At 41.1% G+C, this 13,109-nt stretch carries 12 protein-coding genes; 10 read left to right on the top strand and 2 right to left on the bottom strand.

What is annotated here, in order from left to right; genetic code table 11:
* Nucleotides 1-13 precede the first annotated feature (13 nt).
* A complete protein-coding gene (locus tag LF817_RS15405) occupies nucleotides 14-1,315 on the top strand; it encodes a BMQ_0737 family morphogenetic spore coat protein (protein ID WP_253936699.1) in 1,302 nt (433 codons plus the stop codon).
* On the top strand, nucleotides 1,306-2,055 hold the full coding sequence (locus tag LF817_RS15400; RefSeq protein WP_253936698.1) for a hypothetical protein: 750 nt from the start codon (nucleotides 1,306-1,308) through the stop codon (nucleotides 2,053-2,055). Before LF817_RS15405 ends, LF817_RS15400 begins: the two co-directional genes overlap by 10 nt.
* A gap of 236 nt (nucleotides 2,056-2,291) precedes the next feature.
* On the opposite strand, the gene LF817_RS15395 is transcribed toward LF817_RS15400, so the two are convergent.
* Nucleotides 2,292-2,633 carry a winged helix-turn-helix transcriptional regulator gene (locus LF817_RS15395; RefSeq protein WP_253936697.1) on the bottom strand — a complete coding sequence of 114 codons (342 nt, stop codon included), beginning with the start codon at nucleotides 2,631-2,633 and terminating at the stop codon, nucleotides 2,292-2,294.
* Nucleotides 2,634-2,754: 121 nt separating this feature from the next.
* On the opposite strand from LF817_RS15395, the gene LF817_RS15390 reads away from it, so the two are divergent.
* From LF817_RS15390 to LF817_RS15375, 4 genes are all read left to right on the top strand, one after another.
* Nucleotides 2,755-3,249, top strand: coding sequence for a lactoylglutathione lyase family protein (locus LF817_RS15390; protein WP_253936696.1), 495 nt, complete (start codon nucleotides 2,755-2,757; stop codon nucleotides 3,247-3,249).
* Nucleotides 3,250-3,361: 112 nt separating this feature from the next.
* Nucleotides 3,362-3,514 carry a hypothetical protein gene (locus LF817_RS15385; protein WP_253936695.1) on the top strand — a complete coding sequence of 51 codons (153 nt, stop codon included), beginning with the start codon at nucleotides 3,362-3,364 and terminating at the stop codon, nucleotides 3,512-3,514.
* Between the two features lie 155 nt (nucleotides 3,515-3,669).
* Nucleotides 3,670-5,055, top strand: coding sequence for an aspartate aminotransferase family protein (locus LF817_RS15380; RefSeq protein WP_253936694.1), 1,386 nt, complete (start codon nucleotides 3,670-3,672; stop codon nucleotides 5,053-5,055).
* Between the two features lie 19 nt (nucleotides 5,056-5,074).
* Nucleotides 5,075-5,923 carry a MurR/RpiR family transcriptional regulator gene (locus LF817_RS15375; protein ID WP_253936740.1) on the top strand — a complete coding sequence of 283 codons (849 nt, stop codon included), beginning with the start codon at nucleotides 5,075-5,077 and terminating at the stop codon, nucleotides 5,921-5,923.
* A 296-nt stretch (nucleotides 5,924-6,219) separates the two neighbouring features.
* Here the strand turns inward: LF817_RS15375 and LF817_RS15370 are convergent, their stop codons facing one another.
* The gene (locus LF817_RS15370) at nucleotides 6,220-7,959 is read right to left on the bottom strand and encodes a glycoside hydrolase family 13 protein (protein ID WP_253936693.1); all 1,740 of its coding nucleotides are present in this window, start codon (nucleotides 7,957-7,959) and stop codon (nucleotides 6,220-6,222) included.
* A 263-nt stretch (nucleotides 7,960-8,222) separates the two neighbouring features.
* Between LF817_RS15370 and LF817_RS15365 the strand changes: the two genes are divergently transcribed.
* From LF817_RS15365 to LF817_RS15350, 4 genes are all read left to right on the top strand, one after another.
* On the top strand, nucleotides 8,223-9,518 hold the full coding sequence (locus LF817_RS15365; RefSeq protein WP_253936692.1) for an extracellular solute-binding protein: 1,296 nt from the start codon (nucleotides 8,223-8,225) through the stop codon (nucleotides 9,516-9,518).
* Nucleotides 9,519-9,665: 147 nt separating this feature from the next.
* Nucleotides 9,666-10,955, top strand: a complete 1,290-nt coding sequence (locus tag LF817_RS15360) for a carbohydrate ABC transporter permease (RefSeq protein ID WP_253936691.1) — start codon at nucleotides 9,666-9,668, stop codon at nucleotides 10,953-10,955.
* Between the two features lies 1 nt (nucleotide 10,956).
* Nucleotides 10,957-11,796: a sugar ABC transporter permease gene (locus LF817_RS15355; protein WP_253936690.1), complete on the top strand. Its 840-nt coding sequence runs from the start codon at nucleotides 10,957-10,959 to the stop codon at nucleotides 11,794-11,796.
* A 121-nt stretch (nucleotides 11,797-11,917) separates the two neighbouring features.
* Nucleotides 11,918-12,985 (top strand): LacI family DNA-binding transcriptional regulator, encoded by a 1,068-nt coding sequence (locus LF817_RS15350; protein ID WP_253936689.1) that lies wholly within the window; start codon nucleotides 11,918-11,920, stop codon nucleotides 12,983-12,985.
* Nucleotides 12,986-13,109 lie beyond the last annotated feature (124 nt).

Here is a 13,109-nt window from a genome sequence, read left to right as displayed (position 1 = left end):
AGCAAGGAAAGTTGTGAATCCAGATTTATGTGAATTATTAGCGAATGCTGGGTTTGTGCGTTGTTATTTAACCAATGCAGCAGGCAGCCCTGTTGATGAGATTACCTGTGAAGAACAAGGGAATCGAGAAGATATTTCCCTTCAATTGCCTGATGGGGAACAAGTAACTCTTCAAAAGATAACGATTGGTAAACAAGGATATGTTGTAGTCGAAGTGGGGGATGAAGATACCTTATGTGTGTCTGATCCAATTCCCTTTTGCTTTAATGAACATGTGATTTTGTGCGCACCTGCAGGTACAGAAGTGGTTTGCAGCGTGACGGATTTTGATTGTCAAGCCAGTGTGAATTGTCTGGACGAAACCTTTGAATCTTTGGATATTCATTTCACCGTTTGCCAAAGCATTCAAACAGTCGCGGAGGCGGTGATTGAACAGGAAGTTGGTTTTTGCGTGGAAAGGGACGTCATCATTCCTGATCGTTGTTCTTTTACTATGCCAACCCAATGTCCAGTTATTTTCCCAAGCGAAATGACAGACTTAGAGGTTAAATCAAAAAAGACGTCAGAAAAGGAATATTTCACATCACCAAATTCAAAGCAGCTTCAAGAGGTGGCTTGTCTATCGATTACGAGAGTATATGACTGGATCGTCCAGCAAAGTGATTTTCAAAGGACCATCCCTGCTGGGAGTGTTGAATTCACCTGTTCTCCGTGTGACATCCATGTGTTTGTTCCGGCAGTAATTATTTGCGATCGGTTTCTTTCAGGTAAAGTGATTTGTGGCGATATCGATCCTGTTGAAGGCGCTGAGGTAACCTTCCGTGCCGAACCGGCGATTGTAGATTTCACGCCGGATTCCGTTATCACAGATGAGTTTGGTAATTTTGAAGTGGAAACTAGTCTCCCAGCCGTCACGGAGCCTACAGAAGTAGTGATTACAGCTGAAACCACGGTAAATGGGCAAGAAGTTTCCACCTCCCTGCCAACGATCGTCCAGTGCTTGGCTGATCCATGTATCATCGAGCTGTTCGCGGAAGAAGAAATTGTTTGTGATGGTTTCGTGGACGGAAGGGTGCGCTGTAATGGAAGAGTTATTGAAGGAGCTGTGGTGACATTAGAAAGCAATGACCCTGCGGTCACCTTTGATCCAAATCCTGTTTTAACAGGGAGTCATGGCAACTATTTCTCGGGTGTAACAGTGGCTGATGGAACACTGTCTACTCTTGTTACCCTTACAGCTTCCACTACTGTAGAAGGTCAAATGATTTCAGATTCAGTAGAAGTCCTTGTGGAGTGTGAAGACCCATGCCCTTAATTATTAATGTTCCTCAACTGATCACTTGTGACGCAGTCATTACCGGAAATATAAATTGCGGAGGAGTTCCTGTGCAGGGAGCTGAAATCTTCTTCGATCATTTCCCTGATAATGTCGTATTTTATGACCCGAATCCAGCCATTTCAGATGTGAACGGAGATTTTTCAACGAATGTAACCGTCCTTCCTGGAACACCGCTTTTGTCGATTGATGTACATGCGACAACAGAAGTAGAAGGGGAGATTCTTGAAGCTCATGTAGGGGCCCAAGCGGAGTGTCCAACGGTTGAATGTCCATGTAAATTTAGGATCGGTGTTCGAAGAAACCGTGCACACGCAAATGTTGAAATTACGAATCAAGGAGTGGCATCGACCTTGCGAGGCACGATTAATGTGACAGCGATACAATGCTTCACTGCCAAACCTGGCTGTGATCCTGATGTGGATAACTTCCATGTGACATTTAAATCGGGAGCATCGACCATCAATTTTATTCTAGGGCGAAGAATAGAAATCGAGTGTATTGACGATACGTTTGCCAGAGTGCGAGGTACGGCTTTAGCTATAGGTAATGTATTCCAAGGATTGTTTGAAGTATTGATCGAGGTGTCCATTGGCCCAGGTAATATAGGAACATGGACGGTCTTGGCAAACGACAATATGGGGCACACGTTCTCTACAACATTCACCGCTCGGATGAGTCCGATTACTTCTATTGGTGAATGCGACGTACAGTTTTAAAAAAATAGGCAGGTTTTTCAAGAATAGAAAATAGATTTATTTCGCCCCTTTTGCTGTAATTAAAATTTAAAAATTCAGCGTTGGAACGAACTTTGCTTAGCGGTTAATAACTCACTACTTCGTTAATTTATTATTACTAGTGACCGTGTCCATGTTCCGGGAGCCTTATTTTAAACGTATTACTACTACGATTTAAGAGCTGTTAATATTAAACAGCTCTTTTTTTAATTCACTTTTTAAGGTTTTTTATACTGGTCCGTTCCCCATTTGTGCATCTCTTCTAAAACAGGTTGTAACGTCATACCTTTCTTGGTCATTGAATATTCAACCTTTGGAGGTATTTCATTATATTGCTTTCTTTTGATCAATCCATCTTCTCCTAATTCTTTTAGCTGCTGACTTAGTACTTTATGTGTAACTCCTGGCAGCAGACGGCGTAATTCATTATAACGGTAGGTGCCTTCCACACATAGATGCCATAGGATAACGGTTTTCCACTTACCTCCGATTTTGTTTAATGTATATTCAATTGCACATTTCAGTTTGCCTTTGTCATCAATTTGAACGTTATTCTCCAAGCGTTTACTCACTCCTTACTTACTTTTAAGTTAGTGTCTCACAAAAAAGTGCGCTCTTACATAATCAAATCTTAAGGATTTATAATAAGGATTGTCAAAAGATAAACAGGAGGAATACAAGATGCAGCCATATCCAAGAACATTTTCACATATCGGACTTTCCGTGCCTGATTTAGAAAGAGCTGTAAAATTCTATAAGGAAGTATTCGGGTGGTATGTCATTATGGAACCGTCTGAAGTGCAGAATGACGATTCTCCAATTGGACAAATGTGCCGTGATGTATTTGGAGATGATTGGGAACGTTTTAGAATCGCGCATTTATCAACGGGGGACAAAATAGGAATCGAACTTTTTGAATTTCCTGAGAATGAACAACCCGAAAATAATTTTGAGTATTGGAAAACAGGTATATTCCACTTCTGTGTGCAAGATCCTGACATCGAAGGAATTGTAGAGAAGATCAAAGAATACGGTGGTAAACAGCGTATGCCTATTCGGGAGTATTATCCGGATGAAAAACCGTTCAAAATGGTCTATGTCGAAGATCCTTTTGGAAATATATTTGAAATCTATACCCACAGCTATGAGTTGACCTATTCTGCAGGAGCTTATTAATGAAAAGTATGCTATAAGTAATGTTTTAAATCCTGCTATAGTGGAATTTATTATGTCTAAATCCAAAACCCCTCTTAAGAGTTCATTAAACTTAAGAGGGGTTTTTTATTAGTTGTCCGAAAGTGAAGGTGTGTATACCGCTTCAGAGTTCAGATCCATTACTGAAACCTATTCAAAAGTCGAGAACTCACGGATTAAATATGTTACAAAAGATTATTTAGATGGATTGGTGAAAGATCAGCAATACAGAAGAGGAAAAACTTAGTTTCAGTTACTTGATCTTGGTCATCCAAATACATTGGTTCGTTAAAACTAATTTTTTCAAACTATTTACTTACAGTAGTTCCATGTCTATAATGAAACATAAATTTCATATTTAATTATAATTTGAATTATTAATTTCATAAGGAGCGAATATCTATGAACAAAGAAGACGGTTTAAATCGTGCTATAAAAAATTACTTAGATATAACCCCTGATTCTAAGGATTTTTTTAGTCAGGCTAAAGAAATAATGCCTGGTGGAGTAACTGCTAATATTAAGTCATTTGATCCCTATCCTGTTATTATGAAGAAAGGTAAGGGTGCTTATTTATATGATGTTGATGGAAACGAATATATTGATTACCTTCTTTCTTATGGTGCGTTAATGCATGGACACGGACACCCTGAAATTAATAAGGCAATCCATAACCAAATTGAAGAAGAGGGTACTAGTTTATTTGGAACCCCACATTTACTTGAAGTAGAGATGGGGAAGAAAATTCAAGAATTGTATCCAAGTATGGAATTGCTTCGTTACACGAACTCAGGTACAGAAGCAACTCTCCTGGCAAATCGTATGGCCTATGCTTACACGGGGAAAAACAAAATAGCTAAGTTTGAAGGGCACTATCATGGTGGATATGATCAAGTTCTACTTAGCGTAAACCCCCCTATTGACGAAGCCGGACTTCCTCATAAACCGAATGCTGTCATTGAATCTAGTGGAGTAGACTCTTACCACCAGGAACATACAGTAATTTTGCCATTTAACGACCTGGATGCAACAGCTGAAATTTTGTCAAAAAGAAGAGATGAAATCGCTGCCGTTGTACTTGAGCCGGTTCAAGGTGGGTTTATCCCTGCTGAACAATCGTTTATGGATGGGCTGCGGAAAGTGACGGAAGAATTAGATATCCTGCTTATTTTTGATGAAGTGAAAACGGGATTTCGGCTGGGTCTTGGCGGTGCTCAGTCGCTCTATAAGATAAAGCCGGATATTACTGCTCTTGGTAAAGTGGTTGGCGGGGGATTCCCGGTAGGAATGATCGGTGGCAAAAAAGAAGTCATGATGGTAAGTTCACCTAAAGCTTCTTCCGATGTGTTCGACTCGAGTCAAAGTTTAAAATCGAGTGCGAAAGAAGTATTATTTCATAGTGGAACATATAATGGTCATCCATCAATTCTTGCTGCTGGACTAGCAACAATCAATCACTTAGAAAAGGAAATCAATCATGTGTTTGCAATTACTAATCAATTAAAAGAAGGAATTAACAAGTTGTTTGCGAAGCGTGGAGTTGCCATGCAATCAATCGGTTTGGGCTCCATCTTTAACGTAGTCATAACTGAGCAAGACAGTATTTTGAATTATCGACAGCTGCAGCAATCGAACTTTAGGATAAGGAAAGAAATCGATTTTCGGTTGTTGTGTGAGGGGATTTATACAAAACCATTAAATCGCTATAGTCTTTCTACCCTTCATGGTAAGAAGGAGATTAACCGCACCCTTGACGCTTATGATCGGGTATTAACGCAGGTATTTTAACAGAGGAAGGGTTTGAGTGATGGAAAACGTTTACCATAATATTGCTGGTAAAACTGCAAAGATGAGTAAGTCACAGTTAAAGATAGCGAAATATATGTTGGAAAACCCAAATGCAGTGTCATTTCTAACGGTAGGAAAACTGGCAAAAGTTACGGAGGTAAGCGAAGCAACCATTGTGCGGTTTGCAACCTTTCTTGGATATACCGGCTATACGGAATTACAACAAGAAGTTCAAGCCTCTCTAAAACACCAATTAACCACTTCCGAGAGGCTGAAGATATCCAAACAGGTCTATGACGAAAAAGAAAAGGGCGTAGATGAAGTTTTTCGTGATGATATGGAAAATATCAAAGCAACAATGGAAGAACTGGATTTAGATGACTTTCATAAAGCAGTAAATTATATATTGAATGCCAACAAGATCTATATTATTGCAAATCGCAGCGCGATGTCGTTAGGTGTATTCCTTCAGTATTACTTATCTATGATATTAGATAATGTGGAACTGCTTCATTCAGTTGAGAGCGCATCTGATTCACTTTATAAGGTAAATAAAGATGATGTTACTATAGGTATCAGCTTTGCCCGCTATACGAAAAGTACGACTGACCTTTTTTCCTACATGAAAGAAAAAGGAGGTAAGACGATTGCCATTACAGACAATTTGGTGTCACCTCTTATTCCGCACGCAGATGTTCCGCTCAAGGCAACGAGTCAAATGCCAACATTCATTGACTCATTTGTAGCCCCTTTGAGTTTGATAAACGCTTTAATAACCTTTGTTAGTAGAGAAAAGCAAGAAGATGTTCACGGGAGATTAGAAGGGTTGGAAGATATTTGGAGACATTTTGATGTGTTCTCAGAATGATAATTTACTGATATTTGATAGGGAGTCAGTAATCAAGTGTGTACTAAGTTTAACTGAGGGTTGATAAAGAGGGTTTGTACAGAAAATTATTATAATTTTTAAACAGCCTCTTAAAAGTTCAGTGTGAACTTTTAAGAGGCTTTTCATTTTAAGGCAAACTTACGTTGGTAGCTTACCTTTTGCTATCTCCAGAAATGTTATTGGATAGAACCAGGATATTGGAAGACTCAACTTCAAGGTATTATACCATTTGAACCAAAAATTCACTTATTTGTTACGTGTTTAATAGACGTACATTATCTTCTCTCCAATATGATGAAACCAGAAGGAGCCAGATGAATATTGTGGTCCTTCATGTTAGAACCTTCATCCACATCCACTACTTGCTTAATGTTTTCTTCAAACCGTAAATCGTAGGCTTTTGTCGTCGGATTGATCAAGAAAATCATGGACTGAGTTTCAGAGGTTTTTTCGTAAGCAAGCAGTTCGTCTCCGTAGTCCAAAAATGAAAACTCTCCATCGTTACCGAATGCTGGTGCGGTTTTTCTTAGTTTAATCATTTTTTTGATGAAAGCAAACAATTCAAAATCCTGGTCTTGTTTCTCCCAGACCATGCATTTGCGACAGCCTGGATCTTCTCCTCCTGTCATTCCGATTTCGTCTCCATAATAGATGCATGGTGTGCCCGAATAAGAAAGCTGGAATAGATACATGAGCTTTGCTGCTTTTTTGTCTCCCTTTGCATAAGTTAGAACACGCGGGGTATCATGACTGTCCAACAAGTTGAACGAAACTTCATTCACAGATTGAGGATACATATGCTGTACATGGGTCAGTTGATTCTTAAAGTGGGGGAGCGTGATGTTCTTTTTCGCAAAAAAATCGACGACTGCATTAGTAAAGGGGTAGTTCATGACTGCATCAAACTGATCCCCTTGCAGCCATGGCATGGAATCATGCCATATTTCCCCTAAGATATATGCGTCTGGTTTTGCGTCTTTGACAGTATGGCGGAACTCTCTCCAAAATGCGTGATCAACTTCATTGGCCACATCCAGACGCCAGCCATCAATATCGAACTCTTCAATCCAGTAGCGGGCAACCTTCAGCAGGTATGCTTTTACTTCAGGATCTTCTGTGTTCAATTTCGGCATGCTTGGGACAAACCCGAATGCGTCATAGTTTGGGAGCGGTTCTGTGACCACTTCGTTCTCTTTTAGATGGAACCATTGTGCGTATTTGGATTCTGTCCCTTTTTCAATCACATCCTGGAACGGTTCAAAGTAATACCCGCTGTGATTAAAAACAGCATCCAGCATGACTCGTATTCCACGGTCGTGGCATTTGGAAATCAAATTACGAAATGTCTTTTTGTCACCAAATTGTGGGTCGATCTCCATGTAATCAATCGTGTCGTATTTATGGTTGGAGTGAGCTTTGAAGATCGGGGTGAAATAGATTCCATTAACCCCAAGCTCCTCCAAGTAATCGAGATGGTCGATCACGCCCTGAAAGTCTCCTCCAAAGAAATTAGTTGGTGTCGGGTCTTTGCTTCCCCAGGCCACTGTACCTTCAGGATCCAAAGACGGGTCTCCATTGGCGAATCTCTCTGGGAAGATTTGATACCAAATCGTTTCCTTCACCCAATCAGGAGCTTCGAACGCATCGATTGGATTTAAAAAAGGAAAGCAGAAATGATAATCGATTCCTTCGATTGGGACTTCTTCATAGAATCCTTTTTCTGTATAGACGGTCTGTTCCGTTTCATCCTCTAGTAAAAAGGAATACCGAAGTCTGCGATAGAGAGGCTGGATGGAAGCAAACCAATAATCGAAAAGATCATCGCTTCCCGTTTTTTTCATCTCAGCTTGCTGGGTTTGCCATTCTCCTTTGTTCCAATCATAAGGATCTCCGTGGATGAGAGAGATCTTCTTGACATCATCTTTTTTTGTGTGCAGGCGGATATGGATGGTTTCTTTGTCGTACGCGTAAGCATAATTGTTTTTGGGGCGGTGGTAGACGGCTTCCTTTAACATGTATTTTCATCCTTTCTGTACAATCGGTTGCACAAATAGTTATATAAAAGTTTAGTTTACACTAACATAAAAATATAGATTATAACTCTGTAAGTCAATGAATACATGAAAGAGTTAACTATAATTTACCATAAATTCAAATAAAATTTAAGAAAACGCTTGCATTATATTGGGTGATTTGTATAATTAGAGTCAAGATGTGTGCAATCGGTTTCACTAGATTGCATGGCACGTCCTAGGAAACTATTAGGGGGAGATGGAGTATGAAAAAGTGGTTGAGTCTATTGTTTATCGCTTTTCTTACCGTTGCGATGCTGGCGGCTTGTTCGCCGGATCGTGAAGAAGAAAGCACAGGAGGAGACAGTGAAGGGGATTCTTCTGAGTCATCTGAAGACGGAATGCCTGAGAAGCCTGAGAAACTAGTCATCTGGGAAGACAAAGATAAAGCTGTGGGTCTTGAGCCTGCAATTGAAAGCTTTGAAGAAGAGCACGGTATTGAAGTCGAATTTAAAGAATTGGATATGTCAACGAAAATGGGAGAGCAGCTCCGTTTAGATGGACCTGCTGGGACAGGCCCGGACATTCTGACTTTGCCACATGACCAAATCGGTCAATTTGCTATTGAAGGTCTGCTATCTCCAATTGATGTAGATAGTTCTGTCACAGATATTTATACAGAAGCATCTATTCAAGCGCAAACGTATGAAGGAGAGCTTTATGGTTTGCCTAAATCAACAGAGACGCCTGTTTTCATTTACAACAAAGAACATATGGATGAGGTGCCCGAAGATTTCGATGAATTGTTCGAGTTTACAAAAGAATTTAATGATGGTGACCAATATGGATTCCTTGCTCTTTGGGATAACTTCTACTTTGGAAATTCGATTATGGCTGGATATGGCGGTTATGTTTTCGCTGAAGAAGAAGGGGCTTTAAATCCTCAGGATCTAGGGTTGAACAATGAAGGTTCTATTGAAGGGGCTGAATACATTCAACAATGGTATGAGGAAGTATTCCCATCCGGCATCGTCGGCGAAAGCGGTGGATCTGCTAAAGATGGACTTTTCGAAGATGGAAATGTTGCTTCTATGATGGATGGTCCCTGGGCTTACCAGGCGCTGAACGAAGCGGGAATCGACTATGGGGCTGCTCCACTTCCTAAATTACCTAATGGAGAGTATCCACAGACCTTTGTTGGAGTGAAAGGCTGGCACTTGTCTTCTGCTTCTGAAAACAAAGAGTGGGCGACTGAATTGATGACGTGGATCACAAACGAAGAAAATGCCAAGATTCGTTATGAAGAAACAAATGAAATTCCACCAGTAACTGCATTGATTGAAGATCCGATCATTGCTGATAACGAAAGAGCACGTGCAGTAGCTGTCCAATCTGAGCGCGCTGTTCCAATGCCGAACATTCCAGAAATGGGAGAAGTTTGGGAGCCGATGGCACAAGCGTTGCAAGTTATTGCAACAGGTAAGTCAGAACCAGAAGATGCTCTGAATGATGCACAAGAAACAATAGAACAACAAATTGAATCCAACCATTCAGGGAATTAATTGAAGGCAGAGCAGTTCCCGGCATTCGGGTGCTGCTCTCCTTATTAAAGTACATAATTGAAAAAATGACTAAAGTGTGAAGCATATGCGTTCATTGAATGACATTCTGACACTTTTGACTAGGTACATATAGGAAGGAGATTGAACATGGGGGAGCAAGAACGACAACCAACTACCAACCACCGAAAGATTGCATTAGCGCTCTCAGTCATTCCGGGTTTAGGTCAATTTTATAATAAGCAGTGGCTGAAAGGTGCCGGTTTTTTCATTTTAATAGCCTCTTTTTTCATTGCTTTTTCCGATTTGCTGCAATTTGGATTTTGGGGTCTGTTTACGCTTGGAACCGATCCCACATACGACCATTCCATCGTTTTGCTTGTAGAGGGGATCTTGACTTTGATCATTACCATCCTCGGTGCAGCTTTCTATGGTTTTAATTTAAGGGATGCTTTTAAAGTGGGAAAACAAAGGGATTTCAATGAAGCGCCTAACTCGATTCGAGCACAATATCAGAACCTAATCGGCGGCGGTTTCCCTTATTTGATGATGACCCCTGGCTTTTTACTGCTCGTGTTCGTTGTTATTTTTCCGATTTTGTTCGTTATCTTACTTTCTTTTACAAACTATGACTTGTACCACTCGCCTCCAGCGAGCCTTGTGGATTGGGTGGGTATTCAAAACTTCATCGATATTTTCCAAATTCCGATCTGGCGTGAAACATTCTTCAGTGTGTTGGCTTGGACGATCATTTGGACGTTCGGTGCGACTACTTTGCAAATTGCGCTCGGTATTTTCCTTGCTGTACTGATGAACCAAAAAGGAATCATTCTTCAAAAGACAATCCGTACGATTTTCATTCTTCCTTGGGCAGTGCCTGCTTTCGTATCGATTCTCGTCTTTGCAGGGATGTTTAATGAAACGTTCGGAACCATCAACCGTGATATCCTTGCTGTCTTTGGGCTTGGGGATATTCCATGGCTGACAAACCCGACTTACACAAAAATCGCGCTGATTCTGATCCAGACATGGCTCGGTTTCCCGTTCATTTTTGCGATGGTCACTGGTGTGCTCCAGTCTATACCGAACGAATTGTACGAGGCAGCAGATGTGGATGGAGCTTCGATTTTCCAAAAATTCAGGGGTATCACATTGCCGTTGGTTCTTTATGCAACAGCTCCGATACTGATCACTCAATACACGTTTAACTTCAACAACTTTAACGTTATCTTCCTTTTCAATGGGGGAGGGCCAGCTGTACCGGATCAAAATGCTGGAGGAACGGACATTTTGATTTCCTGGATCTACAGCTTGACCATGACTTCTGCCCAGTATGGAAAAGCAGCAGCCATAACGATGATCTTATCCTTGATCGTCATTTCTGTAGCCTTGTGGCAATTCAGAAGAACGAAATCATTCCAAGAAGAGGATATGATGTAATATGAGAAATAAAAACCGTATTATACAACTGACATTTTCGTACGCAGTGATTTTGGCTATGATCGTCATCATTTTATATCCGATCTTGTGGATCGTAGGGTCATCGTTCAACCCGGGAAACAGCTTATCCGGCTCTTCGATTATTCCGAAAGACGCCACCTTGAAGCATTACAAAGAGTTGTTCGATCCGCAACAAAGTGATTATTTGATTTGGTACTGGAACACGATCAAAATTTGTATTTTGACGATGGTTTTTTCCGTGGCTCTCGTATGTATGACCGCTTACTCTTTTTCCAGGTTTCGTTTTGTCGGACGTAAAAATGGGTTGATGACGTTCTTGATCTTGCAGATGATTCCGAACTTTGCTGCTTTGATCGCGATTTATGCGTTAGCCAATCTGACAGGACTACTGGATACACACCTGGCTTTGATTCTTGTTTATACAGGGGGAGCAATTCCAATGAATACCTACTTGATGAAGGGATATTTGGATACTATACCGAAAGAGTTAGATGAATCGGCACGTATGGATGGCGCAGGCAACTTACGAATTTTCTGGCAGATTGTCATGCCTCTCGCTAAACCGATGATTGCGGTCATATCGCTTTTCACATTCATCACACCTTTTACGGATTTCATTTTGGCACGAATTCTACTTCGGACTGAGGAGAAATTCACACTTGCGGTTGGTTTATATGAACTCATCGCCGACCAGTTCGGAAATGAATTCACACTCTTTGCCGCAGGCTCTGTATTAATTGCGTTACCGATTTCACTTCTTTTCTTATCTCTTCAGAAATATTTCGTGTCTGGTTTGACAGCAGGGGGTACGAAGGGATAATCTGAAAGACATATGAATGAAAGGGAGAAGCGGAGAAGCATACTTCGGTTCTCCTTTTTTATGATTTGATGAAGGCATCGACATGGTATAATACAGGAAGTAAATTATAGAAGGTGATCGTATGGGAGTGACCATTAAGGAAGTGGCAAAGGCAGCAGGAGTGGCACCATCGACGGTATCCCGTGTCATCGCGGACCACCCGAGGATCAGTCCGGCAACGAAGAAACGGGTGAAAAAAGCGATGAAGGAGATGGGATACCATCCAAACGCTAATGCGAGGAATTTAGCGAATCGCTCAACACAGTCGCTTGGGGTTGTCATGCCATCCAGTGCTGATAAAGCTTTACAAAATCCTTTCTTTCCAGAAGTGCTGCGCGGAATCAGTGCCGTTGCTCATGAATTGGACTATTCCATTTTGCTGTGTACGGGAGAGACAGATGAACAAATGTTAGAAGCGGTCGAGCGAATGGTCTACAGCAACCGAACAGATGGCATTATCTTGCTATATTCTCAAGTGAATGATCCAATCATGGCCTTTCTGATCGAGCAGAATTTTCCGTTTGTCGTTGTGGGGAAACCTTCAGAACGTGTGGATGAGATCACCCATGTGGATAACGACAATGTCCGTGCTGGGAAAGAAATTACGAATCACCTCATTGAGATAGGGCACGAATGTATTGCTTTTATCGGTGGCTCAACGGACCGTATTGTAACCATCGATCGGATGAAGGGATATGAATCAGCGTTAGAAGAAGCTGGATTACCTTATTTAGACGAGTACCGGATTCATACGGAATTTCTTAAATCAGGCGGTCGTCAAGCTGTCCATGAACTATTTTCTCTGCCTCAGCCGCCAACGGGACTTGTCATAGCGGATGATTTGATGAGTATCGGGGTGGTGAACATGCTCGAAGAATTGGGGATGCATGTGCCTGAGGATATTTCGATCGTAAGTTTTAATAACGTATACTTATCAGAAATCACGCGCCCACCTTTAACCACCGTCGATATCCATATTCATGGGCTCGGCAGTCAGGCAGCGAAATGTTTGATTGAGAAAGTGAAAAACAAAGAAGAACCTGCGAAGCGGATTATCGTTCCATTTGATATCAAATACCGTTCTTCTACACAAGAAAAAGAAGCACCAACTGAAGTGTTGAACTATCCCCCGAATAATGGACACGATTAAAAAAGTGCCCCTTATTCGGGGTTTTTGTGTTTCACGACCTCGAATATCCCTTTATAATCAAATTAACTATGAAGAGCGAGGTTAGAGACATGTCTAAAATTATGTTTACGGAAACACAAAGGAA

Origin of the sequence: Halobacillus sp. A1 (genome assembly GCF_024189295.1) — a bacterium.
Taxonomy (GTDB): Bacteria; Bacillota; Bacilli; order Bacillales; family Halobacillaceae; genus Halobacillus_A.
The sequence above is the reverse complement of the archived record's forward strand: the minus strand, read 5'-3'. Positions and strand labels throughout refer to the sequence as shown.

What these genes read in the sequence shown, in the direction of transcription:
- LF817_RS15375 (WP_253936740.1), top strand. Translation starts at nt 5,075, where the DNA reads ATGGAAAACGTTTACCATAATATTGCTGGTAAAACTGCAAAGATGAGT.
- LF817_RS15355 (WP_253936690.1), top strand. Translation starts at nt 10,957, where the DNA reads ATGAGAAATAAAAACCGTATTATACAACTGACATTTTCGTACGCAGTG.
- LF817_RS15360 (WP_253936691.1), top strand. Translation starts at nt 9,666, where the DNA reads ATGGGGGAGCAAGAACGACAACCAACTACCAACCACCGAAAGATTGCA.
- LF817_RS15380 (WP_253936694.1), top strand. Translation starts at nt 3,670, where the DNA reads ATGAACAAAGAAGACGGTTTAAATCGTGCTATAAAAAATTACTTAGAT.
- LF817_RS15365 (WP_253936692.1), top strand. Translation starts at nt 8,223, where the DNA reads ATGAAAAAGTGGTTGAGTCTATTGTTTATCGCTTTTCTTACCGTTGCG.
- LF817_RS15390 (WP_253936696.1), top strand. Translation starts at nt 2,755, where the DNA reads ATGCAGCCATATCCAAGAACATTTTCACATATCGGACTTTCCGTGCCT.
- LF817_RS15350 (WP_253936689.1), top strand. Translation starts at nt 11,918, where the DNA reads ATGGGAGTGACCATTAAGGAAGTGGCAAAGGCAGCAGGAGTGGCACCA.
- LF817_RS15370 (WP_253936693.1), bottom strand. Translation starts at nt 7,959, where the DNA reads ATGTTAAAGGAAGCCGTCTACCACCGCCCCAAAAACAATTATGCTTAC.
- LF817_RS15400 (WP_253936698.1), top strand. Translation starts at nt 1,306, where the DNA reads ATGCCCTTAATTATTAATGTTCCTCAACTGATCACTTGTGACGCAGTC.